Source organism: Pantoea sp. EKM20T (assembly GCF_011800485.1).
Taxonomy (GTDB): Bacteria; Pseudomonadota; Gammaproteobacteria; order Enterobacterales; family Enterobacteriaceae; genus Pantoea; species Pantoea agglomerans.
Genome location: NZ_JAALFW010000013.1, coordinates 83,674 through 106,807 on the forward strand (window position 1 = coordinate 83,674; position 23,134 = coordinate 106,807).

Sequence of the window (23,134 nt, forward strand, 5' to 3'; positions counted from 1 at the left end):
GGACAACGTTGCTGGCTTAAGCTGGCATCATCAACGCCTTGCAGGAATTTAGGAGAGGTCAGAAAGATGTCATTTGAAGTGTTTGAGAAACTGGAAGCGAAAGTACAGCAGGCGATTGATACCATCACCCTGTTGCAGATGGAAATCGAAGAGCTGAAAGAGCAGAACAACTCACTGCGTAACGATGCGCAACAAGTCGCGGGCAACCACGATGCGCTGATGCGTGAAAATCAGCACCTGAAAGAAGAGCAACACGTGTGGCAGGAACGTCTGCGTGCATTGCTGGGAAAAATGGAAGAGGTTTGAAGCCTCAGCTGATGTGAAAAACGGGTGCTCAGGCACCCGTTTTCATGTCTGGCCTATTCGAGGTCCAGCGCATCCTCTGACAGAATGATACCGGTGTTGTCGGCATAGAGATGGTCGCCGGAGAAGAAGGTGACGCCGCCGAAATTGACGCGCACATCGCTTTCGCCAATCCCTTCACCCGCAGCGCCTGCCGGAATCGCGGCAATCGCCTGAATGCCAATCTCCAGCTCTTCCAGCTCATCAACCTGGCGTACCGAACCGTAAATCACCAGACCTTCCCACTCGTTGGTTGCCGCCAGACGTGCCAGCTGCGCATCCACCAGTGCACGGCGCACTGAGCCGCCGCCATCAATCACCAGTACCCGACCCCTGCCATTCTCTTCCAGCAGATCGTAAAGCAAGCCGTTGTCTTCAAAGCATTTCACTGTGGTAATCTGACCACCGAATGAAGTGCGCCCACCAAAATTTGAAAAAAGCGGTTCAACAACATTCACTTCTTCATGGTAGATATCGCAGAGTTCAGATGTATCGTATTTCATAAGGGTTTCGTCTGTTTGCCACAGGAAGGGTAAGTATATCGCTATATACAGATTGTTGGCAAAATCATCAGTATGAAAAAAGCATCGTTCGATCAAGAACATGCATAAAAAAGCCCAGCCGGGTGGGCTGGGCTTCTGAAAAGCGCTGAATCAGTGGATCAGAGAATGAAGCGGCTAAGGTCTTCGTCAGCCACCAGTTCATCCAGATGTTTACCGACATAGTCAGCATCGATGGTAACGGATTCACCATGACGATCGCTGGCGTCATACGAAATATCTTCCATCAGACGCTCCAGCACAGTATGCAGACGGCGCGCACCGATGTTTTCGGTGGTTTCGTTGACCTGCCATGCGGCTTCAGCGATCCGGCGAATACCCTCTTCGGTGAACTCAATGTTCACGCCCTCGGTATTCATCAGCGCTTTGTACTGCACGGTAATCGAGGCATTTGGCTCGGTCAGGATGCGCTGGAAATCGTTCACGGTCAGCGCCTGCAGCTCAACACGGATGGGCAGACGACCCTGCAGTTCCGGGATCAGATCGGATGGGCTGGCAACCTGGAACGCGCCTGAGGCGATAAACAGAATGTGGTCCGTTTTCACCATACCATGCTTGGTGGAGACGGTGCAGCCTTCCACCAGCGGCAGCAGGTCGCGCTGAACGCCTTCGCGTGAGACATCCGGGCCGCCGGCATTCTGGCCGCCGCGCTTACAGATTTTGTCGATCTCATCGATAAACACGATACCGTGCTGCTCAACGGCATCAATCGCGTCCTGCTTAAGCTCTTCCGGGTTAACCAGTTTGGCCGCTTCTTCTTCGATCAGCAGCTTCATCGCTTCTTTGATCTTCAGCTTGCGGGCTTTCTGCTTCTGGCCGCCGAGGTTCTGGAACATCGACTGCAGCTGGCTGGTCATCTCTTCCATGCCCGGAGGGGCCATGATTTCGACGCCAGGGCTGCTGGCGGCCAGGTCGATCTCAATCTCTTTATCGTCCAGCTGGCCTTCGCGCAGCTTCTTGCGGAACGACTGGCGTGCTGCAGAGGGTTCAGCGCTCTGCTCTGACTGGCCCCAGTTGTTTTTTGCTGGTGGAATCAGCACATCAAGAATGCGCTCTTCCGCCATCTCTTCGGCACGATATTTGTTCTTTTCAATCGCCTGACTGCGCACCATCTTAATGGCCGAATCGGTCAGGTCACGAATGATAGAGTCCACTTCCTTACCGACATAACCGACTTCGGTAAATTTGGTCGCCTCTACTTTGATAAACGGCGCATTGGCCAGCTTAGCCAGACGACGCGCGATCTCGGTTTTACCGACACCGGTCGGACCGATCATCAGGATATTTTTAGGGGTCACTTCATGGCGCAGCTCTTCGTCGAGCTGCATGCGGCGCCAGCGGTTACGCAGTGCAATAGCCACGGCGCGCTTAGCGCTCTCCTGGCCGATGATAAAGCGGTTCAGTTCGCTGACGATTTCGCGAGGAGTCATCTCAGACATATTTATACCCTTACGACTTAGACGTTAATTCTTCGAAATTAACGTTGTGGTTAGTGTAGATGCAGATATCACCCGCGATATTCAGCGACTTTTCGACGATGTCGCGTGCGTCCATCTCGGTATTCTCCAGCAGCGCACGTGCCGCTGCCTGGGCGAAAGGCCCACCGGAGCCGATGGCGATCAGATCGTTTTCAGGCTGGATAACGTCACCGTTACCGCTGATGATCAGTGAAGCTGATTCATCCGCGACGGCCAGTAAGGCTTCAAGGCGACGCAGCATACGGTCAGTACGCCAGTCTTTGGCGAGTTCCACCGCAGCTTTCACCAGATGGCCCTGATGCATTTCCAGTTTACGTTCGAAAAGTTCAAACAGGGTGAAGGCGTCTGCGGTGCCGCCAGCAAATCCGGCAATCACTTTATCGTTGTATAAACGACGCACTTTTTTAACGTTGCCTTTCATCACGGTATTGCCGAGCGTAGCCTGGCCATCACCGCCAATCACTACCTGGCCGTTGCGTCGTACACTTACTATTGTTGTCACGGGCAGACCCCTTGTTGCAGTCGGAAAAGGACTCCGCGCACCGGGCGCGGAGTATCATGCAACAGATATGGGGCGGGTTTGACGGGTTTCAACCCCCGACGGAGAGCGGAATACAGCTGGAGTGTCCGGAACTGCGCAGGCGCTTCAGAGTGCTGTCAGCGGAGGCGCGGTCTTTATAAGGACCGATAACCACACGATTCCAGCCGCCACCGGTGGTAATACGGCTTTCAAATCCTTCAAAGGCTAAGCCTGCGCGCACCGATTCAGCCTGGTCAGTGCCTTTAAACGAACCACACTGCACCATCCAGCGCTGCGAAGAGGCTTTCTCCGCCGGTTTCGCTTTCGCGGTCTCCTGCGGTTTTGGCTGCACTTCCGGTTCACGCGTAACAGGTGCAGGCTGCGTCTGGCGCTGTACGTTTTGCTGCTGCTGCTGCTGCTGCTGACGTTGCTGTTGTTGTAATTGCTGCTGTTGCTGGCGCTGTTGTTGTTGCTGCAACTGCTGCTGGCGTTGCTGTTGCTGCTGAGCCTGCAACTGCTGACGTTGCTGCTGAACCTGTTGCTGCTGCTGTTGTTGCTGAACCTGCTGCTGCTGACGTTGCAGTTGTTGCAACTGCTGCTGATGCTGCAGTGTCTGCTGACGTTGCGCCGGCGTCTGTTCGTTCCACGGCACTTCGTTGAGCTGCGTCGGCTGCTGACGCATATCCGCCTGCATCTGCTCAAGCAACTGGCGCTGCTCGTCGGTCAGCTGTGTCTGCGACTTCACTTCGCCACCCGAAGAGGGTTCGATAGGTGTCGGCACAGTGACCTGACGGTTTTCCAGCTCTTTAATATATTTCCAGCGCTCTTCGGGCTTCGGCGGCAGGCCATTGCCGTTGGCTTTATGATCCGTAATGACCGGCACGTCCTCTTTTTTGTGATGCGCCAGGAACCATAAACCACCGGCAAAGGTCACCAGCACTGCGACCGCCAGTACAATCATCAATTTAGATGTTCCCGAACCGCCTTTGCTCTTCTTGCCACGGCTGGGGCTTTTTTTGCGACGCGTCCCTGTTGAACGCCCGCGGCCTACGTAATCTTTTTGTGCCACTCTCGTTCTTATACCCTTCAAAAATAGTGCCAGATGGGCGAAATGATGATTTTTACGCGCCCGGCAAGGAGTCCGCCATGTTACTTAAGGGTCGGAACTTTGACCAGCAGTGTTCGCCTTAAGAATCTACTGAAAAAATCAGACAAATACGCTTATTCTTCACGCTTTTTTGCTCGCGCCGTGCTGCCACGAATGGTTAAACCGGCATCCAGCAGCCGCGATCCGCTGATGACCCGTTTGCCATTTAACTCATCCAGTAGCAGAAGCATCGCTTCCCGGCCTATCTGGTAACGTGGCTGCGTGACCGTGGTCAGCGGCGGCTCGCAGTAACGTGATAGCTCAATGTCATCAAATCCGACCACAGAGAGGTCCTCCGGTATCCGCAGTCCGCAGCGCCGGGCCTGATTCATCGCCCCAAGTGCCATAATATCGCTGTGGCAGAAGAGCGCGCGCGGCGGTTGCGGCAGGGTCATCAGCTGATTCATAGCGGCAACGCCCGCTTCAAATGTGAAGTCACCGCGCACAATATAGGTGGGATCGACCGTCAGCCCGCTGCGACGCATCGCCTGGACATACCCCTGCAAACGATACTGGCAGAGCGGCATCTCTTCCGGCCCGGCGATACAGGCGATATGTGTGTGACCCAACTGCAGTAAATGATTTACCGCTTCAAATGCGGCGGTCAGGTTATCGATGTGGACAGTGGGCAGTGACATTTCCGGCGCAAACTCATTCGCCATTACCATAGGCGGCAAGTTGCGTTGCTCATCAATGCTGGCATCAAAAGGCAACTTTGAGCCGAGCAGCACCATGCCATCGATCTGTCGCGTCACCATCAGGTTGAGAAAAGTTCTCTCCTGCTGATTCTGATGCGCGCAGTCACCAATCAGCACCAGATAGCCCTCTTCGGCTGCCGTAACTTCAACGCCTCGGATGATTTCACTAAAGAAGGGATCGCAGATGTCAGGGACAATGACCAGGATGGTACGCGTCTCATTACGACGGGCGTTGCGCGTGGGGCCATGTGCCGCGTAGCCGACGGCGGCAACCGCCTGCTCGACTTTCTGGCGGGTGGCCGCAGAAACCTTCTCCGGATTCATCAGCGCACGCGATACGGTGGCGGTTGAGACGCCCGCATGTTCCGCAACATCTTTCATCGTGGCGGCGGGCGGTTGTTGATTCTGCTCCAACACATGCTCCTGACGCGTTATGGCGCGTTCAATTCTGTTTCTGCCTGACCTGAAGGCAAACCGGGCAACATTGTTAACGATTGCCCGGCTGGTTGTTACTTAATTTGCATAAAAATTGTGACTTATGCGACATTTTTCGATCTGGCTCGCAGTGTCAGCTTAAATCAGCTCTCGGTAGGGTCGATATCCAGCGTCCATTTCACTTTGCGCGCCGCGGGCAGTGTTGAAACCAGCGGCAACGAACTGCTCAGCAACTGTTGCAGACGCTGCCGGGAGGGATGCTGCAGCAGCAGTTGCCAGCGCCAGCGTCCACTGCGTTTTGGCTGCAGTGCAGGCAACGGACCCATAAACCACATCGCCTTATCGTTCAGCGGGCTTGCCTCCAGCAAATTACGGAGTTGTTGCAGGAATTCCGCTGCCTGCTGGTTATCCATATCTTCAGCGCGGAACAGCGCATGGCGGCTCCAGGGCGGCAGATGGACTGCCTGTCGCTCCAGCAAGGCCTGCTGGGCGAACGCCGAATAGCCCTGGTGCAACAGCGTCTGCAGCAGCGGATGTTCCGGATGGTGAGTCTGCAGCAACACCTCGCCCTGTTTGCCGGCACGGCCAGCACGACCGGCGACCTGGGTGTAGAGCTGAGCAAAGCGTTCCGCCGCACGAAAATCGGCTGAGAACAGCGCACCATCGACATCCAGCAGCGACACCAGCGTAACATCGGGGAAGTGGTGGCCTTTGGCCAGCATCTGGGTGCCGACAAGGATTCGTGCACCGCCGCGATGAACGTCAGCCAGATGCTGCTCCAGCGCACCTTTGCGGCTGGTGGTATCACGATCGATTCGCGACACCGGCACGCCAGGGAAAAGTGTGCCGAGCTGCTGCTCCAGTTGCTCAGTCCCGACGCCTACCGGCAGCAAATGGGTTGAACCACACTGCGGGCATTGATTAGGCAGCGGACGCTGGCTGTCGCAATGGTGGCAGCGTAGCTGGCGATGGTGCTGATGCAGCGTGTAGTAGCGGTCACAGCGGGTACACTCAGCAATCCAGCCGCAATCATGACAGAGCAGGGCGGGCGAAAAGCCGCGGCGGTTAAGAAACAACAGCACCTGATTATCGGCCTGCAGATGCTGGCGCATTTTACCAATCAGGCCCGGTGCCAGACCGCCGATCAGCTGCACACCTTTTAAGTCGATAAGCTGTTGCAGTGCCGGTCTGGCATTGCCGGCGCGTTTTGTCAGGTCGAGCTGGCGATACTTGCCGCTGCGGACATTGTGCAGCGTCTCCAGAGCGGGCGTCGCCGATCCCATAACAATCGGGATATTCTCTTCATGTGCGCGGAAGACGGCCAGATCGCGCGCCTGATAGCGCCAGCCTTCCTGCTGTTTATAGGAGCTGTCATGCTCTTCATCGATAATAATTACGCCAGGACGGGCCAGCGGCGTAAACAGCGCCGATCGGGTGCCAATCACAATCGCCGTTTCGCCGCGCCGCGCACGTAACCAGACCGCCAGCCGCTCACTGTCATTTAATGCGGAGTGCAGCACATCAATGGGCGCATCAAAACGTTCGCGAAAACGGGCGATAGTTTGCGGGGTCAGGCCAATCTCCGGTACCAGCACCAGCGCCTGTTTACCGCGTGCCAGCACATTTTCCAGCACGCTGAGGTAAACCTCGGTTTTGCCTGAACCCGTGATGCCCGCCAGCAGCCAGGCTGCATAATGTTCATCATCTGCCCGAATCGCACCCACGGCCATCGCCTGATCGGTATTCAGCCGCAGACGTTCGCCTTTTACGGCATAAGTGGTACGCCAGTCGTGCATCTGCGGCTGATGCTCATGCAGTTCGCATAACCCTTTGGCACGTAGCGCCTGCAGCGTCGCATCCGTGAGGTCATGTTCACTGACCTGATGACGATAGAGCGGTTGCTGCCGCAGTGCAGCCAGCGCCTGCTGCTGTTTCGGTGCCCGCTTTAAACTTTCCGGCGCAGTCGCCCGACCCTGCTCGGTGATTTCCCAGCGCCATAAGGGATTGTCCTGCGCCGCTTTGCCCTGACGCAGCAGTACCGGAATAGCGTGACTCAGTACCTCTCCCTGCGGCGAATGATAATAGCTGGCGGCCCAGTTAAGGATGCGCCACAGCGACGCTGGATAGAGGGATTCACTATCCAGTACCTCGATCACGCGCTTGAGTTGTGCTTCCGGCAGATCGCTACTCTCACGAAAGGCGACCACAATCCCGATCATCCTGCGATTGCCAAAGGGCACACTCACGCGACCACCAATGACCGGCTGCGCGCCCTGTGGCGGCAGATAATCAAACAGGCGGGGCAAGGGGACGGGCAGGGCGACCTGGACTACGGGCATAACTCTCTCTTTCCGGCTCAATGATCGGGGAAGCTAGTGTACACGCTGTACCCTGATGGCGGGTATCTCAGCAGATATTTGCAGCAATCGAAACTTACCTGTATAATATGCCGCCTTCGGTGAGAAATATCTGGCCGGAGTACACCCTATAATGTTCAATCGCGTGTGGTGCTGTGCAGGTTAAAGCCTGGCACGGAGAGCGACACGGCCTTCAATGAGGTTTCCCATGAAACAAGGTATTCACCCGAAATACGAAGCAGTTACTATCAAATGTACCTGCGGCAACGAGATCCACACCCGTTCAACACTGACTCACGAACTGAACCTGGACGTTTGTGGCAAATGCCACCCGTTCTATACCGGTAAGCAGCGTGAAGTGGCAACTGGTGGCCGTGTTGACCGCTTTAACAAGCGTTTCAGCGTGCCAGGCGCTAAAAAATAAGATTAAAAGGCACCTGAACCTGCGGGTTCGGCGGCAAGAAAAAACCCAGCTTCGGCTGGGTTTTTTTATGGCTGAAAGATCAATACTCCCAGGTATCCGGATCGACACCCATCTGGCGCATGATTGCTTTTGCTTCTTCCGGAATCTCATCACTACGCTCTTTGCGCAGGTCGACGTCATCCGGCAGCGGTTGGCCCGTAAAGGCATGTAAAAAGGCTTCGCAAAGCAGCTCGCTGTTGGTGGCGTGACGCAGGTTGTTCACCTGACGACGGGTACGCTCATCCGTTAAAATCTTCAGCACGCTCAATGGGATTGATACTGTGATCTTCTTGACCTGCTCGCTCTTCTTACCGTGCTCAGCGTACGGGCTGATATATTCGCCGTTCCATTCAGCCATGGGTTACCTTAATTAATAAACGTTAAATGTTAGGAAATCAGCGGATTATGCCTGATTTTTTCCTGCCTGACCCCTGATATGGCGGGTTTTCTTCGCTCACTGCCTCTGTCTGACAGAGGGGAACGCCAGGCGATGACGCATAATTTTAGCGGTTATTGCGGTTTTGCTCAATCTATACGCAAAGACATTTAGATGTCCAGATGTATTGACGTCTAATTAGAGGGTGATATCCTGTGGCCTACATTTTATTCACTCTTCAGGAACAATTCGCTCATGACGCGTAAACCGGCAACCATCGCAGTGCGCAGCGGTTTGAATGATGACGAGCAATATGGCTGCGTTGTCCCGCCAATCCACCTCTCTACCACCTATAACTTCCTGGATTTCAATGAGCCTCGTGCGCATGACTACTCCCGTCGTGGCAACCCCACTCGTGATGTCGTACAGCGTACCCTGGCAGAACTGGAAGGGGGAGCGGGCGCGGTATTAACCAATACCGGGATGTCGGCGATTCACCTGGTCACGACGGTGTTTCTGAAGCCTGGCGATCTGCTGGTCGCGCCACATGACTGTTATGGCGGCAGCTATCGGCTGTTTGACAGCCTGAGCAAGCGCGGCGCCTATCGGGTGAAATTTGTCGATCAGGGTGATCCGGTAGCGCTGCAGGCCGCTCTGGATGAAAACCCAAAACTGGTGCTGATTGAAAGCCCCAGCAATCCGCTGCTGCGCGTGGTAGATATCAGCGCGATTTGCGCCGCTGCGCGTGCTGCGGGTGCCATCAGCGTGGTGGACAACACCTTTATGAGTCCGGCGCTGCAGAATCCTCTGGCGCTGGGTGCGGACCTGGTGATCCACTCCTGTACCAAATACCTCAATGGCCACTCCGATGTCGTGGCGGGCGCGGTCATCGCCAAAGATCCGCAACTCGCTACCGACCTGGCCTGGTGGGCAAATAACATTGGTGTGACAGGAGCAGCGTTTGACAGTTATCTGCTGCTGCGCGGAATCCGTACGCTTTCACCGCGGATTGCAGCCGCACAACGCAACGCACTCGCGATTGTAGAGTATCTGAAGCAGCAGAAACTGGTGAAAAAGTTGTATCATCCTTCGCTGCCGGAAAACGCCGGACACGAACATGCCGTACGTCAGCAGCGCGGCTTTGGCGCGATGCTGAGTTTCGAGGTCGACGGTGATGAGGCGCTGCTGCGTCGCTTCCTGAAAGCACTGCAGCTATTTACGCTGGCGGAATCGCTGGGCGGAGTAGAGAGTCTGATCTCCCATACCGCCACCATGACGCACGCGGGGATGTCGGCAGAAGCACGCGCGGCAGCGGGCATTTCCGATACGCTGCTGCGGGTTTCTGTCGGTATTGAAGATCACGAAGATTTAATTGCCGATCTGGATAATGCATTCCGGGTCGCAGCCGAGGGTTAAGCATGACGATTTCAGCAGGCGCGGGAACGCCGAACATCAGGCAGTTGCATAAGTTTGGCGGCAGCAGCCTGGCCGATGCGCGCTGCTATCAGCGCGTTGCCGGTATTATGGCGGACTACAGCCAGCCGGGCGACCTGATGGTGGTCTCTGCGGCAGGCTCAACCACCAACCAGCTGATTAGCTGGCTGAAGCTGAGCCAGAGCGATCGGCTCTCTGCGCATCAGGTGCAACAGGCCTTACGGCGCTACCAGAGCGAACTGATCAGTGCGCTGCTGCCTGCTGAGGTCGCAGAACCTTTAATCACCGCGTTTATCCGTGATCTGGAAAAGCTCGCCGCACTGCTGGATGCGCCGATCACCGATGCGGTCTATGCCGAAGTGGTCGGTCACGGTGAAGTCTGGTCGGCACGCCTGATGTCAGCGGTACTGAGCCAGCGTGACCTTCAGGCCTGCTGGCTGGATGCGCGTGAGTTTCTGCGCGCTGAACGTGCCGCACAACCGCAGGTAGATGAAGGGAAGTCCTGGCCACTGCTACAGACTCTACTGGCGCAACATCCGCACAAGCGCATTGTGGTGACCGGATTTATCAGCCGCAACGACGCCGGTGAAACCGTCCTGCTTGGCCGCAACGGCTCCGACTATTCTGCCACGCAGATTGGCGCACTGGCGGGTGTGGGGCGGGTGACCATCTGGAGCGATGTGGCGGGTGTCTACAGTGCCGATCCCCGCAAAGTCTCTGATGCCTGTTTGTTGCCGCTGTTAAGGCTGGATGAAGCCAGCGAGCTGGCGCGCCTGGCTGCACCGGTTCTCCACACCCGTACTCTGCAGCCGGTTTCAGGCAGCGATATCGACCTGCAACTGCGCTGCAGTTATCAGCCGGAGCAGGGCTCAACCCGCATTGAGCGCGTGCTGGCCTCCGGGACGGGCGCGCGTATCGTCACCAGCCATGATGATGTTTGCCTGATTGAGATTCAGCTGCCAGAGCAGCATGACTTCGCCATCCTGCACAAAGAGATAGACCTGTTGCTGAAGCGCGCGCAGCTGCGTCCGCTGGCGTTTGGCGTTCATCCCGATCGTCAATTGCTGCAGCTCTGTTACACCGCCGAAGTGGTAAACAGCGCCTTTACGCTGCTACAGGATGCCGGTTTACCGGGCCATCTGCAGCTGCGCGACGGCCTGGCGCTGGTGGCGCTGGTTGGCGCAGGCGTTACCCGCAATCCGCTGCATACCCATCGCTTCTGGCAGCAGTTAAAGGATCAGCCAATTGAGTTCATCTGGCAGTCAGAAGAGCACATCAGCGTGGTCGCAGTGCTGCGCGTCGGCCCGACTCAGCATCTGATTCAGGGATTGCATCAGTCGCTGTTCCGGGCAGAAAAGCGCATCGGTCTGATGCTGTTTGGCAAAGGCAATATTGGTTCACGCTGGCTGGAGCTGTTTGCCCGCGATCAGGAAACGCTGTCAGCGCGTACCGGCTTTGAATTTGTGCTGGCGGGCGTCGCGGACAGCCGTCGCAGCCTGCTGAGCTATGACGGGCTGGAAGCCAGCCGGGCACTCGCCTTCTTTGATGATGAAGCGGTAGAGCGCGATGAAGAGTCGCTGTTCCTGTGGATGCGTGCTCACCCGTTTGATGACCTGGTGGTGCTGGATGTCACTGCCAGCACACCGCTGGCGCAGCAGTATCTCGACTTCGCCAGTCACGGTTTTCACGTTATCAGCGCCAATAAAGTCGCGGGAGCGTCTGACAGTCAGACCTGGCGCCAGATCCGCGATGCCTTTACCAAAACCGGACGTCACTGGCTCTATAACGCCACCGTTGGCGCAGGTTTGCCGATCAACTATACGGTGCGCGATCTGCGCGACAGCGGCGATACCATCCTGGCGATCAGCGGGATCTTCTCCGGCACGCTGTCTTGGCTGTTCCTGCAGTTTGATGGCACGGTGCCCTTTACCGAGCTGGTGGATCAGGCCTGGCAGCAGGGTTTAACCGAGCCCGACCCGCGCGCCGATCTCTCGGGTCAGGATGTGATGCGCAAGCTGGTTATCCTGGCGCGTGAGGCAGGCTACAACATCGAGCCGGATCAGGTGCGGGTGGAATCGCTGGTGCCCAGTAACTGTCAGCAGGGATCTGTCGACCACTTCTTTGAAAATGGCGAAGAGCTGAATGAGCAGATGCTGCAGCGGCTCGAAGCGGCGCAGGAGATGGACCTGGTGCTGCGTTACGTTGCCCGGTTTGATGCTAACGGCAAGGCGCGCGTGGGTGTTGAAGCGGTGCGTCCGGAACATCCGCTGGCCTCACTGCTGCCGTGCGACAACGTCTTTGCGATTGAGAGCCGCTGGTACCGCGATAATCCGCTGGTGATCCGCGGACCGGGCGCAGGCCGGGATGTCACCGCAGGCGCTATCCAGTCAGATATTAATCGCCTCGCACAACTGCTGTAACTCCTCCTCCTCAGGCGCTTCGGCGCCTGTTTTCAATGCGTTATCGCTCCCCTGTTGAATCTCCTTCATGTTGATTGAAAATTGATCACGACTGTCGACCATTTTTAAGTTGACGGCACAGTCAGATTACGTCATTTTGAACATCTGGACGTCTAAACGTGTAGATGTTCACAGGCCGATTGTTAATCGATGAGGGTGCAGGATGAGTTTCTTTCATGCCAATCAGCGCGAAGCGCTAAACCAGAGCCTGGCTGAGCTGAACGGGCAAATTAATGTTTCATTTGAGTTCTTCCCGCCTCGTACCAGCGACATGGAAGAGACCCTGTGGACCTCTATCGATCGCCTGAGCAGTCTGAAACCGAAATTCGTTTCTGTGACCTACGGTGCGAACTCAGGTGAACGTGATCGCACCCATAGCATTATCAAAGGCATTAAAGATCGCACCGGTCTGGAAGCTGCTCCCCATCTGACCTGTGTCGATGCCACGCGCGATGAACTGCGTACCATCGCTCAGGATTACTGGAACAACGGCATCCGTCACATTGTGGCGCTGCGCGGCGATCTGCCCCCAGGCAGCGGTAAGCCAGAAATGTACGGCAGCGATCTGGTTTCGCTGCTGAAAGAGGTGGGTGATTTTGATATTTCGGTTGCGGCCTATCCGGAAGTCCATCCCGAAGCGAAAAGCGCCCAGGCCGATCTGATTAACCTGAAGCGAAAAATCGATGCAGGTGCCAACCGGGCTATTACCCAGTTTTTCTTCGACGTTGAAAGTTATCTGCGTTTCCGCGATCGCTGTGTCGCGACCGGCATTGACGTGGAAATTGTGCCGGGCATTCTGCCGGTCTCTAACTTTAAACAGCTGCAACGCTTTGCCACGCTGACCAATGTGCGTGTGCCGGGCTGGATGAGCGCGATGTTCGCCGGTCTGGATGATGATCCGGAAACGCGGAAAATGGTGGGAGCCAATATCGCGATGGATATGGTGAAAATCCTGTCACGCGAAGGGGTGAAGGATTTCCATTTCTACACGCTGAACCGTGCCGAAATGAGTTACGCCATTTGTCACACCCTGGGCGTGCGTCCTGCTGCTGCTGCGGCTTAACCGCTCTGCTTCAGCCAATAAAAAAGTCGGGAGAGTCCCGACTTTTTTGTTTTTACTGCACCACCATTAACCGGTATTGCGCATGCCTGCCGCGACACCGGCAATGGTCACCATCAGCGCCTGCTCAACGCGGGCATCCGGTTCATCGCCATTCGCTTCCCGCGCGCGCGAACGATGCAGCAGTTCGGCCTGGAGTACGTTGAGCGGATCGGTATAGACGTTACGCAGTGCAATTGACTCGGCAATCCACGGCTGATCGGCCATCAGGTGTGAGTCATTGGCAATGGTCAGTACCGCTTTGATATCCGCATCAAGCTGATCGCGCAGCTGTTTGCCCAGCGGCCAGAGTGATTTCTCGACCAGACGCTGATCGTAATATTCCGCCAGCCACAGGTCCGCTTTTGAGAATACCATCTCCAGCATACCCAGACGGGTAGAGAAGAATGGCCAGTCGCGGCACATCGCTTCCAGCTGATCCTGATGACCGGCGGCCATCGCCTGTTGCAGGGCCGCACCGGCACCCAGCCACGCAGGCAGCATCAGACGGTTCTGCGTCCAGGCGAAAATCCATGGAATCGCACGCAGCGACTCTACGCCGCCGGTAGGTCGGCGCTTGGCGGGACGTGAGCCCAGCGGTAATTTACCCAGCTCCTGCTCCGGCGTCGCTGAGCGGAAATAGGGCACGAAGTCAGCATTTTCACGCACATAACCGCGATACATCGCACAGGAGTCGGCGGAGAGCTGATCCATAATGTCGCGCCATTCGCGTTTTGGCTCCGGCGGCGGCATCAGGTTCGCTTCCAGAATTGCGCCGGTGTAGAGCGACAGGCTGGCGATGGTGACGGCGGGTAAACCATATTTAAAGCGGATCATCTCGCCCTGTTCGGTCACGCGCAGACCGCCGCGCAGGCTGCCTGGTGGTTGCGACAGCAGCGCTGCATGGGCGGGTGCGCCACCACGGCCAATACTGCCGCCGCGTCCGTGGAACAGCGTCAGTGAAATCCCGGCCTTCTCACAGGTTTTAATCAGGGCATCCTGTGCCTGATATTGCGCCCAGCTGGCGGCCATCACACCGGCATCTTTCGCCGAGTCAGAATAGCCAATCATCACCATCTGTTTGCCCTGAATTAAGCCGCGATACCAGTCGATGCTCAGCAGCTGGCTCATCACGTCATTGGCGTTATTCAGGTCATCAAGCGTTTCAAACAGCGGTGCAACCGGCATGGCATAGCCGATGCCTGCTTCTTTCAGCAGCAGATGCACGGCCAGCACGTCAGAAGGGGTTTTCGCCATGGAAATAACATAGGCGGCGATAGAACCCTGTGGCGCTTCAGCCGCGACGCGACAGGTCTCCAGCACTTCACGCGTTTCATCGCTGGGCTCCCAGCTGCGAGGCAGCAGCGGACGCTTGGAGTTCAGTTCACGGATCAGGAAGGCCTGCTTGTCCGCTTCGGACCAGCTTTCATAATCGCCGAGGCCCAGATAGCGGGTCACTTCAGCAATCGCTTCGGTGTGACGGGTACTCTCCTGACGCAGATCGATACGCACCAGCGGCACGCCGAAACATTTCACGCGGCGCAGCGTATCAAGCAACTGACCGTTGGCGATAATGCCCATGCCGCACTTTTGCAGTGACTGATAGATGGCAAACAGCGGATCCCACAGCTGATCGTTGGAGACCAGCAGATCGGCCGGGCGCGGCAGACGTTCACCTTTCAGGCGGCGTTCCAGGAATGACTGGGTAGTCATTAACTGGCTGCGCAGGCGTTTCAGGATCATACGATAAGGTTCAAGTGCTTCCGGATCGCCGCTGAGTTCCCGGATCTCTTCAGTGCACTCTGACATCGACAACTCAGAGATCAGTACGCCGATATCGCGCAGGAACAGATCAGTGGCTTTCCAGCGACTCAGCTGCATAACGTGGCGGGTAATCGCCGCAGTAACGTTAGGGTTACCGTCGCGGTCGCCACCCATCCATGAGGTGAACTGAACCGGCACGAAATCGACCGGCAGCTTAATGCCGAACGCCTCTTCTACCTGCTCGTTCAGCTCACGCAGGAAAGCGGGTACGCCTTCCCACAGGCTGTTTTCCACCACGGCAAAGCCCCATTTGGCTTCGTCGATAGGGGTCGGACGATATTTGCGAATCTCATCGGTGTGCCACGCCTGTGCCACCAGCTGACGCAGACGGCGCATAATCTGGTTACGTTCGTAGTCGGAGACGTCGCTGTGATCGAGCTGTTTCAGGCAGCTGTTAACTTCGACCAGCTTGTGAATCAGCGTACGGCGGGTGATTTCAGTCGGGTGAGCCGTCAGCACCAGTTCCAGCGACAGCGACTCAATGGCCGCAAGGATGTCGCTTTCGCTGATATCTTTCTGCTGCTTCAGGGTATCAAAGGTCTTTTTCAGCAGTTCGGGATGGTTCTCACCCTCGCCACTTTGCGAGATGGTCTGATACTGCTCAGCCACGTTGGTGAGGTTCAGAAACTGGCTAAAAGCGCGTGCAACCGGCAGAAGCTCCTCATTGGAGAGGTTCTGCAGCGTATTGAGCAGTTCTTTACGATGAGTGTCATTTCCTGCACGGGATGACTTGGAGAGCTTACGGATGGTTTCCACCTGGTCGAGGATGTTCTCTCCCAGTGCATCCTTAATCGTATCCCCGAGCAGTTTGCCGAGCATACTGACATTACTTCGCATTGCGGAATATTGTTCGTTCATTGGACCCTGACACCCTTATCGTCTTGAAAAACTTCTACACCCGACCTTTCAGGCAGCAGAAAAATCAGCAACGCCATGTTCCCCCTAATCTACAGGGAACCGGCTCCGTTGCCGCCTGTCCACATTCTGAAACGCTCTGGATAATCACCCGGTGGGCATAACATCGTCTTTTATCTAGCCACGTAATGTTGCGTTCGTCAAATGCGTTAAAGTGTGCTGAAGATGTGGCTAAATAACGGAAATTCGTAGAATTTATCGGGAACAAAGCGGGATAAGTTATTCTTATTGCTAAATCCCGCAGAATGAAGGGGCATTTTACTGTTAATGCAGTGAAATGCCCCATTTGCTGTTAATCAGTGGCAAAAATGCTGCACAACCTGACTGATAAGCGCCCTTGTCGGCTTAATAAATGCAGTATCAATAAATTCGTCTGGCTGATGTGCCTGCTCAATCGACCCCGGGCCCAGTACCAGCGTTGGGCAGAGCTGCTGAATAAAAGGCGCTTCGGTGCAGTAGTTCACCACCTCAGTGGGTATACCCAGCAATTTCTCGACCACACTAACCAGTTCATGATCTGCCGGACACTCGTAGCCAGGAATCGGCGGATGCAACTCGGCAACCGTGACACGGCCCGGCCAGCGCGCACTGACCGGTGCCAGCGCCTCGTTCAGTAGCCCATCGAGATCGTTCAGCGACAGACCCGGCAGCGGACGGATATCCATATGCAGTTCACAGCAGGCGCAGATACGGTTAGCGGCGTCACCGCCATGAATATGGCCGAAGTTCATGGTGGGATAGGGGATGGCAAAGCCGTCATGGTGATAACGCTCCTGCAGCGTATTGCGCAGTTGCATCAGATGGGTGATCGACTCATGCATCAGTTCAATGGCGTTAACGCCACGTGCGGGATCGCTGGAGTGGCCCGATTTTCCCTCGATTCGGATCACATTCGACAGGTGACCTTTGTGCGCACGCACCGGTTTAAGCGAGGTTGGTTCTCCGATGATGGCGCAGTCGGGACGCAGCTGCGTCGATTCAGAAAAATATTTGGCGCCAGCCATGGTGGTCTCTTCATCGGCCGTAGCGAGGATATAGAGCGGCTTGCTCAGCGTGCTGACATCCACATCGCGCAGCGTATCGAGAATAAAGGCGAAGAAGCCTTTCATGTCTGCCGTGCCCAGGCCATAGAGCTTGTTGTCGTGCTCGGTCAGGGTAAAGGGATCGCGTGTCCAGCGGCCATCGTCAAAAGGAACGGTATCGGTATGACCTGCTAGCAGCAGGCCGCCCGCACCGCTTCCGGTACGCGCCAGCATATTAAATTTATTGCGGGTGCCGGGCACCGGCTGCACTTCAACGCTGAAGCCGAGGTCGCGGAACCAGCCGGCCAGCAAATTGATTAAAGTTTCATTACTCTGATCCAGTGCGGCATCGGTTGCGCTGATCGACGGTGTGGCGATTAACTGGCGGTACAGTTCAATAAAAGGCGGTAATTTTGTCTTCACTGTTGGCGGTCCTTGGGTTAGGATGTATCCATATTCATGCAGTAATAGTGAATAAAAATACATTAACGTCCTCTGCAAGGGAACCTTAAATCACTGCAGATGACAGGGCGGGTAACGGGGCAAGGCCGCGACCCGGAACGTGCGACTGTAAAAAGGGTTACAGCCTGATGTTGAATACGCTGATCGTTGGTGCCAGTGGTTATGCTGGTACAGAGCTTGCCACCTTCCTGAATCGCCATCCACATATCAACATAACCGCTTTGGCGGTTTCGGCGCAAAGCCCTGATGCCGGCAAGCGCCTCTCCGATCTCCATCCGCAGCTGAAAGGTGTGGTGGATTTGCCGCTGCAGCCGCTGAGCAGCGCGGCCGAGTGGGCAGACAAGGTGGATGTGGTGTTCCTGGCGACGGCCCACGAAGTCAGCCACGATCTGGCGCCGGAATTTCTCAAGGCTGGCTGTGTGGTGTTCGACCTGTCGGGTGCGTTCCGCGTTAATGACGCTGATTTTTATACCCGCTTTTATGGCTTCACCCATCAGCATAGCGACTGGCTGGACAAAGCCGTTTACGGCCTTGCCGAATATCAGCATGAGAAAATCCAGCAGGCGCAGCTGGTGGCTGTGCCAGGTTGCTATCCGACCGCTGCGCAGCTGGCGCTGAAGCCCCTTGTGGATGCCGGACTGTTAAACGAGGCGCAGTGGCCGGTAATCAACGCCACCAGCGGCGTGAGCGGTGCCGGACGTAAAGCCAATGTCGGCACCAGCTTCTGCGAAGTGAGCCTGCAGCCTTACGGCCTGTTCAATCATCGTCATCACCCGGAAATCGTCGCGCACCTTGGTACGCCGGTGATCTTCACTCCGCATCTGGGTAATTTCCCGCGCGGTATCCTGGCGACGATTACCTGCCGTCTGAAAGCAGGTGTCAGCCGTGAAGATATCGCCGCAGTTTTCCATCGCGCCTATGACAACAAGCCACTGGTGCGGCTCTACGAGCAGGGCGTACCGGCGCTGAAAGCCGTTGTGGGTCTGCCTTACTGCGATATCGGTTTTGAAGTGCAGGGCGAGCATCTGATTGTCGTGGCAGCCGAAGATAATCTGCTGAAAGGCGCGGCATCGCAGGCGGTACAGTGCCTGAACATCCGGTTCGGCTTCCCTGAAACGCAGTCACTGATTTAACGGACAAATATACCATGACCAATCCATTGATTATCAAGCTGGGCGGTGTGTTGTTAGACAGCGAAGAAGCGCTGGCCCGCCTGTTTGAAGCGCTGCTGACCTACCGCAGCGCCCATCAGCGTCCGCTGATTATTGTCCACGGCGGCGGTTGCCTGGTGGATGAACTGATGAAAAAGCTGGCGCTGCCGGTGAAGAAGAAAAATGGCCTGCGTGTCACGCCAGCCGATCAGATCGACATTATTACCGGTGCGCTGGCGGGAACCGCGAATAAAACGCTGCTGGCCTGGGCAAAAAAATCGGGCATCAACGCGGTAGGCCTCTGCCTGGGCGATGCGGGCATCGTGAATGTCACACCGTTTGATGAAGAACTCGGCCACGTTGGCCACGCAATGCCGGGCGATCCGGCATTGCTGAACATCCTGCTGGCGGCCGGCTATATGCCGGTGGTGAGCTCAATTGGTATAACTGACAGCGGCGACCTGATGAACGTCAACGCTGACCAGGCGGCGACCGCACTGGCCTCGACGCTGGGCGCTGATCTGGTCCTGTTGTCAGACGTCAGTGGTATTCTCGACGGCAAAGGTCAGCGCATCGAAGAGATGACCGCCGACAAAGCTGAGCAGCTGATTACCCAGGGCATTATTACCGACGGCATGATTGTGAAAGTGCACGCTGCGCTTGATGCAGCGCGTACCCTGGGCCGCCCGGTGGATATTGCCAGCTGGCGTCACGCTGAGCGGCTGCCTGACCTGTTTAACGGCGTGTCGATTGGCACCCGGATTCTCGCTTAACGACTCTGATTCAAGGATTACGAAATGCAAACGCAAAACATCAAAAAAATCGTTCTGGCTTACTCCGGTGGTCTTGATACTTCGGCCATCATTCCATGGCTGAAAGAGAACTACGGCGGCTGTGAAGTCGTCGCTTTTGTCGCAGATATCGGTCAGGAGCGCGGCGATCTGGAAGGTGTAGAGAAGAAAGCCCTGCAGTCCGGCGCATCTGAATGCCACGTGGTTGACCTGCGTGAACAGTTCATCAGCGACTATGTCTATCCGGTGCTGCAGACTGGCGCCCTCTATGAAGGCACTTATCTGCTGGGCACTTCAATGGCACGTCCTATCATCGCTAAAGCACAGGTTGAGCTGGCGCTGAAAGTGGGTGCGGATGCGCTGTGTCACGGCGCTACCGGTAAAGGGAATGACCAGGTGCGTTTCGAAACCACCTACACCGCGCTGGCACCGCAGCTGAAAGTGGTGGCACCGTGGCGTGAATGGAACCTGCGTTCACGTGAAGCGCTGCTGGACTACCTGAAAGAGCGCAACATTCCGACCACCGCGTCACTGGAGAAAATCTACAGCCGCGACGAAAACGCCTGGCACATCTCTACCGAAGGTGGCGTGCTGGAAAGCCCGGCCAATGCACCGAATAAAGATTGCTGGGTCTGGACTGTCGATCCGCTTGAAGCGCCTGACCAGCCTGAAGAAGTGACTGTAACCGTTGAAAAAGGTCGGGTCGTGGCGGTTAACGGCGAAAAACTGAGTCCGTTCCAGTGCCTGGAAAAACTTAACGTGCTGGGCGCAAAACATGGCGTCGGCCGTATCGATATCGTTGAAAACCGTCTGGTAGGGATTAAATCGCGCGGCTGCTACGAAACCCCTGGCGGCACCATCATGGTCAATGCGCTGCGTGCGGTTGAGCAGCTGGTGCTGGATCGCGATAGCTTCAAATGGCGTGAGCAGCTCGGCCACGAGATGTCCTATGTGGTTTATGACGGTCGCTGGTTCGCCCCGCTGCGTAAGTCGATTCAGGCCGCTGCCGAATCGCTGGCGGAAGAGGTTAACGGTGAAGTGGTGCTGCAGCTCTACAAAGGCCAGGCGACAGCCACCCAGAAGCGTTCCGCGAACAGCCTCTACTCGGAAGAGTTCGCCACCTTCGGTGAAGATGAAGTGTACGATCACCGTCATGCGGGCGGCTTTATCCGTCTGTTCTCGCTCTCTTCGCGTATCCGCGCCCTGAACGAGCAGAAGAAGTAATTTTCAGGCGAGGTGCGCCTCGCCTCACAGTTTCATTTCAGGGGCGGCATTTATGCCGCCCCTTGTTTAACGATTCAGAGGAGTTTTCACATGGCACTTTGGGGTGGACGGTTTACTCAGGCAGCGGATCAACGTTTTAAACAGTTCAATGACTCGCTGCGCTTCGATTACCGCCTGGCAGAGCAGGACATCATTGGCTCTGTTGCCTGGTCCAAAGCGCTGGTGACGGTAAATGTCCTGACTCAGGATGAGCAGCAGCAGCTGGAAGCAGCCCTGAATACGTTACTGGATGAAGTCCGTGAGGATCCTGAGCAGATTCTGCAGAGTGACGCCGAAGATATCCACAGCTGGGTTGAAGGCCAGCTGATCGACAAGGTGGGCGCGCTGGGCAAAAAACTGCACACCGGACGTAGCCGTAACGATCAGGTCGCGACCGATCTTAAGCTGTGGTGCAAGGTGCAGATTGAGGCGCTGCTGGGTGCCACCCGAGATCTGCAGCAGGCGCTGGTGGTCACCGCTGAAGCCAATCAGGATGCGGTGATGCCGGGCTACACGCATCTGCAGCGTGCGCAGCCGGTGACGTTTGCGCACTGGTGCCTGGCCTACGTTGAAATGCTGGCGCGTGACGAGAGCCGTCTGCAGGATACGCTGAAGCGGCTCGATGTCAGCCCGCTGGGCTGTGGCGCACTGGCCGGTACCGCGTATGAGATCGATCGTCAGCAGCTGGCAGGCTGGCTGGGCTTTGCTTCTGCCACGCGCAACAGTCTGGATACCGTATCAGACCGCGATCACGTGCTGGAGCTGCTTTCTGACGCTGCCATCGGCATGGTGCATCTGTCGCGCTTCGCCGAAGATATGATCTTCTTCAACACGGGTGAAGCGGGCTTTATCGAACTGTCAGATAAAGTGACCTCCGGCTCATCGCTGATGCCGCAGAAGAAAAATCCGGATGCGCTGGAGCTGATTCGCGGCAAGTGTGGCCGGGTGCAGGGCGCGCTGACCGGCATGATGATGACGCTGAAAGGTCTGCCGCTGGCCTACAACAAAGATATGCAGGAAGACAAAGAGGGGCTGTTTGACGCGCTCGACACCTGGCTCGACTGTCTGCATATGTCAGTTCTGGTGCTGGATGGCCTGCAGGTTAAACGCCCGCGCTGCCAGGAAGCGGCTGAACAGGGTTACGCAAACTCCACTGAACTGGCTGACTATCTGGTCGCCAAAGGCGTGCCGTTCCGTGAAGCACACCATATCGTCGGGGAAGTAGTGGTTGCCGCCATCGGGCAGGGCGTGGCGCTGGAAGCGCTGTCGCTGGCACAGCTGCAGCAGTTCAGTGCGGTGATTGGCGAGGATGTCTATCCCATTCTGGCGCTGCAATCCTGTCTGGATAAGCGTAATGCGCAGGGCGGCGTCTCGCCACAGCAGGTTGCGCGTGCCATCGGTGACGCAAAGCAGCGTCTGGCGTAATTAACAGGTAAAAAAAAGCGGGCACATTAAATGCCCGCCAACCTCTAGCTTCAGAATTACTCATTTTTATAGGCACATCATCAAAGCGCCTGCTCTCCCGGCCGACGCTCAGATTCTCTTACGCTGACAGCAGATATTGCTGCAGATCCTCACTGCCGCCAATGTGACGACCTCCCATGAAGATCTGCGGTACCGTCGCCCGGCCTGAAACGGCGCGCAGACTCACGGTTGTTGCATCCTGTCCCAGCACGATCTCTTCGTACTGAATACCATGATCCATCAGCATCTGTTTTGCCTGGGTGCAGAAGGTGCAGCCAGGTTTAGTGAAGATTGAGACCGACTCCTGAGCTTTACACTCGGGCGCCAGATAGCGCAGCATGGTGTCGGCATCAGAGACCTCAAATGGGTCGCCTGGCTTGTTTGGCTCAACAAACATTTTCTCTACCACGCCGTTACGCACCAGCATCGAGTAGCGCCATGAACGTGGGCCAAAGCCGAGATCGGCTTTCTCAACCAGCATCTCCATGCCGCGGGTAAACTCGCCGTTGCCATCAGGAATAAAGGTAATGTTGTCTGCGCGCTGTTCTGCTTTCCAGGCGTTCATCACAAACGTGTCATTCACCGAGACGCACAGAATGCTGTCCACACCCTGCTGGGCAAACAGACCCGCTAATTCGTTGTAACGCGGCAGATGGCTGGAGGAGCAGGTCGGTGTGAATGCGCCCGGCAGTGAAAAAACGATGACCGTTTTGTCTTTAAACAGCGCTTCAGTGGTGACATCGACCCAGCGATCGCCCTGACGTGTGTGAAAAGTCACTGACGGAATAGCTTTACCTTCCTGACTTGCAAACATTTTTTTCTCCTGACATACCGCGTTCCATTTGATGTGCGCATTATTCCCAACCACCCTTGA

Annotated in this window: 19 protein-coding genes; 9 read left to right on the forward strand and 10 right to left on the reverse strand. The window is 56.2% G+C overall.

Annotated elements, in window-relative coordinates; all coding sequences use genetic code 11:
- The first annotated feature begins 66 nt into the window (after positions 1–66).
- Positions 67–306 (forward strand): cell division protein ZapB, encoded by a 240-nt coding sequence (zapB, locus tag HFD94_RS19280; RefSeq protein WP_003851242.1) that lies wholly within the window; start codon positions 67–69, stop codon positions 304–306.
- A gap of 53 nt (positions 307–359) precedes the next feature.
- Here the strand turns inward: zapB and rraA are convergent, their stop codons facing one another.
- The 6 genes from rraA to priA all read right to left on the reverse strand — a co-directional run bounded on the left by rraA (position 360) and on the right by priA (position 7,519).
- Positions 360–845, reverse strand: a complete 486-nt coding sequence (gene rraA / locus HFD94_RS19285; RefSeq protein ID WP_009088032.1) for a ribonuclease E activity regulator RraA — start codon at positions 843–845, stop codon at positions 360–362.
- Between the two features lie 158 nt (positions 846–1,003).
- On the reverse strand, positions 1,004–2,341 hold the full coding sequence (gene hslU / locus HFD94_RS19290) for an HslU--HslV peptidase ATPase subunit (RefSeq protein WP_010258177.1): 1,338 nt from the start codon (positions 2,339–2,341) through the stop codon (positions 1,004–1,006).
- Positions 2,342–2,351: 10 nt separating this feature from the next.
- Positions 2,352–2,882, reverse strand: coding sequence for an ATP-dependent protease subunit HslV (hslV, locus tag HFD94_RS19295; RefSeq protein ID WP_167433386.1), 531 nt, complete (start codon positions 2,880–2,882; stop codon positions 2,352–2,354).
- 88 nt (positions 2,883–2,970) lie between these two features.
- On the reverse strand, positions 2,971–3,969 hold the full coding sequence (gene ftsN / locus HFD94_RS19300; RefSeq protein ID WP_033759196.1) for a cell division protein FtsN: 999 nt from the start codon (positions 3,967–3,969) through the stop codon (positions 2,971–2,973).
- A 152-nt stretch (positions 3,970–4,121) separates the two neighbouring features.
- The gene (cytR, locus tag HFD94_RS19305; protein WP_167433387.1) at positions 4,122–5,159 is read right to left on the reverse strand and encodes a DNA-binding transcriptional regulator CytR; all 1,038 of its coding nucleotides are present in this window, start codon (positions 5,157–5,159) and stop codon (positions 4,122–4,124) included.
- A gap of 164 nt (positions 5,160–5,323) precedes the next feature.
- Positions 5,324–7,519 (reverse strand): primosomal protein N', encoded by a 2,196-nt coding sequence (gene priA / locus HFD94_RS19310; protein ID WP_122889933.1) that lies wholly within the window; start codon positions 7,517–7,519, stop codon positions 5,324–5,326.
- A 226-nt stretch (positions 7,520–7,745) separates the two neighbouring features.
- Between priA and rpmE the strand changes: the two genes are divergently transcribed.
- Positions 7,746–7,961, forward strand: a complete 216-nt coding sequence (gene rpmE, locus HFD94_RS19315; RefSeq protein WP_003851227.1) for a 50S ribosomal protein L31 — start codon at positions 7,746–7,748, stop codon at positions 7,959–7,961.
- 79 nt (positions 7,962–8,040) lie between these two features.
- Here rpmE and metJ read toward each other — a convergent pair whose 3' ends face one another.
- The gene (gene metJ, locus HFD94_RS19320; protein WP_009088019.1) at positions 8,041–8,358 is read right to left on the reverse strand and encodes a met regulon transcriptional regulator MetJ; all 318 of its coding nucleotides are present in this window, start codon (positions 8,356–8,358) and stop codon (positions 8,041–8,043) included.
- Positions 8,359–8,631: 273 nt separating this feature from the next.
- On the opposite strand from metJ, the gene metB reads away from it, so the two are divergent.
- The 3 genes from metB to metF all read left to right on the forward strand — a co-directional run bounded on the left by metB (position 8,632) and on the right by metF (position 13,332).
- Positions 8,632–9,792, forward strand: a complete 1,161-nt coding sequence (gene metB, locus HFD94_RS19325; protein ID WP_022624922.1) for a cystathionine gamma-synthase — start codon at positions 8,632–8,634, stop codon at positions 9,790–9,792.
- A gap of 2 nt (positions 9,793–9,794) precedes the next feature.
- The gene (locus HFD94_RS19330) at positions 9,795–12,230 is read left to right on the forward strand and encodes a bifunctional aspartate kinase/homoserine dehydrogenase II (protein ID WP_010672066.1); all 2,436 of its coding nucleotides are present in this window, start codon (positions 9,795–9,797) and stop codon (positions 12,228–12,230) included.
- 202 nt (positions 12,231–12,432) lie between these two features.
- On the forward strand, positions 12,433–13,332 hold the full coding sequence (metF, locus tag HFD94_RS19335; RefSeq protein ID WP_010258148.1) for a methylenetetrahydrofolate reductase: 900 nt from the start codon (positions 12,433–12,435) through the stop codon (positions 13,330–13,332).
- Positions 13,333–13,398: 66 nt separating this feature from the next.
- Here metF and ppc read toward each other — a convergent pair whose 3' ends face one another.
- Together ppc and argE are read right to left on the reverse strand one after the other, a co-directional pair.
- Positions 13,399–16,050 carry a phosphoenolpyruvate carboxylase gene (gene ppc / locus HFD94_RS19340; RefSeq protein ID WP_122889932.1) on the reverse strand — a complete coding sequence of 884 codons (2,652 nt, stop codon included), beginning with the start codon at positions 16,048–16,050 and terminating at the stop codon, positions 13,399–13,401.
- 353 nt (positions 16,051–16,403) lie between these two features.
- The gene (gene argE, locus HFD94_RS19345) at positions 16,404–17,552 is read right to left on the reverse strand and encodes an acetylornithine deacetylase (protein ID WP_031292638.1); all 1,149 of its coding nucleotides are present in this window, start codon (positions 17,550–17,552) and stop codon (positions 16,404–16,406) included.
- Positions 17,553–17,719: 167 nt separating this feature from the next.
- Here argE and argC point away from each other — a divergent pair, with 167 nt between their 5' ends.
- The 4 genes from argC to argH all read left to right on the forward strand — a co-directional run bounded on the left by argC (position 17,720) and on the right by argH (position 22,221).
- On the forward strand, positions 17,720–18,724 hold the full coding sequence (argC, locus tag HFD94_RS19350; RefSeq protein WP_033773135.1) for an N-acetyl-gamma-glutamyl-phosphate reductase: 1,005 nt from the start codon (positions 17,720–17,722) through the stop codon (positions 18,722–18,724).
- A gap of 14 nt (positions 18,725–18,738) precedes the next feature.
- Positions 18,739–19,515, forward strand: a complete 777-nt coding sequence (argB, locus tag HFD94_RS19355; protein ID WP_122889931.1) for an acetylglutamate kinase — start codon at positions 18,739–18,741, stop codon at positions 19,513–19,515.
- Positions 19,516–19,539: 24 nt separating this feature from the next.
- Positions 19,540–20,757 (forward strand): argininosuccinate synthase, encoded by a 1,218-nt coding sequence (locus tag HFD94_RS19360; protein WP_010672062.1) that lies wholly within the window; start codon positions 19,540–19,542, stop codon positions 20,755–20,757.
- A gap of 90 nt (positions 20,758–20,847) precedes the next feature.
- Entirely contained in the window at positions 20,848–22,221 is a 1,374-nt protein-coding gene (gene argH, locus HFD94_RS19365) for an argininosuccinate lyase (RefSeq protein WP_010672061.1), read from the forward strand.
- Positions 22,222–22,339: 118 nt separating this feature from the next.
- On the opposite strand, the gene HFD94_RS19370 is transcribed toward argH, so the two are convergent.
- Positions 22,340–23,074 carry a glutathione peroxidase gene (locus HFD94_RS19370; RefSeq protein ID WP_010672060.1) on the reverse strand — a complete coding sequence of 245 codons (735 nt, stop codon included), beginning with the start codon at positions 23,072–23,074 and terminating at the stop codon, positions 22,340–22,342.
- Positions 23,075–23,134 lie beyond the last annotated feature (60 nt).

What these genes read in the sequence shown, in the direction of transcription:
- metF (WP_010258148.1), top strand. Translation starts at nt 12,433, where the DNA reads ATGAGTTTCTTTCATGCCAATCAGCGCGAAGCGCTAAACCAGAGCCTG.
- argC (WP_033773135.1), top strand. Translation starts at nt 17,720, where the DNA reads ATGTTGAATACGCTGATCGTTGGTGCCAGTGGTTATGCTGGTACAGAG.
- HFD94_RS19360 (WP_010672062.1), top strand. Translation starts at nt 19,540, where the DNA reads ATGCAAACGCAAAACATCAAAAAAATCGTTCTGGCTTACTCCGGTGGT.
- hslU (WP_010258177.1), bottom strand. Translation starts at nt 2,341, where the DNA reads ATGTCTGAGATGACTCCTCGCGAAATCGTCAGCGAACTGAACCGCTTT.
- metB (WP_022624922.1), top strand. Translation starts at nt 8,632, where the DNA reads ATGACGCGTAAACCGGCAACCATCGCAGTGCGCAGCGGTTTGAATGAT.
- rpmE (WP_003851227.1), top strand. Translation starts at nt 7,746, where the DNA reads ATGAAACAAGGTATTCACCCGAAATACGAAGCAGTTACTATCAAATGT.
- zapB (WP_003851242.1), top strand. Translation starts at nt 67, where the DNA reads ATGTCATTTGAAGTGTTTGAGAAACTGGAAGCGAAAGTACAGCAGGCG.
- argH (WP_010672061.1), top strand. Translation starts at nt 20,848, where the DNA reads ATGGCACTTTGGGGTGGACGGTTTACTCAGGCAGCGGATCAACGTTTT.
- rraA (WP_009088032.1), bottom strand. Translation starts at nt 845, where the DNA reads ATGAAATACGATACATCTGAACTCTGCGATATCTACCATGAAGAAGTG.
- HFD94_RS19370 (WP_010672060.1), bottom strand. Translation starts at nt 23,074, where the DNA reads ATGTTTGCAAGTCAGGAAGGTAAAGCTATTCCGTCAGTGACTTTTCAC.
- priA (WP_122889933.1), bottom strand. Translation starts at nt 7,519, where the DNA reads ATGCCCGTAGTCCAGGTCGCCCTGCCCGTCCCCTTGCCCCGCCTGTTT.
- argB (WP_122889931.1), top strand. Translation starts at nt 18,739, where the DNA reads ATGACCAATCCATTGATTATCAAGCTGGGCGGTGTGTTGTTAGACAGC.
- ppc (WP_122889932.1), bottom strand. Translation starts at nt 16,050, where the DNA reads ATGAACGAACAATATTCCGCAATGCGAAGTAATGTCAGTATGCTCGGC.
- metJ (WP_009088019.1), bottom strand. Translation starts at nt 8,358, where the DNA reads ATGGCTGAATGGAACGGCGAATATATCAGCCCGTACGCTGAGCACGGT.
- HFD94_RS19330 (WP_010672066.1), top strand. Translation starts at nt 9,795, where the DNA reads ATGACGATTTCAGCAGGCGCGGGAACGCCGAACATCAGGCAGTTGCAT.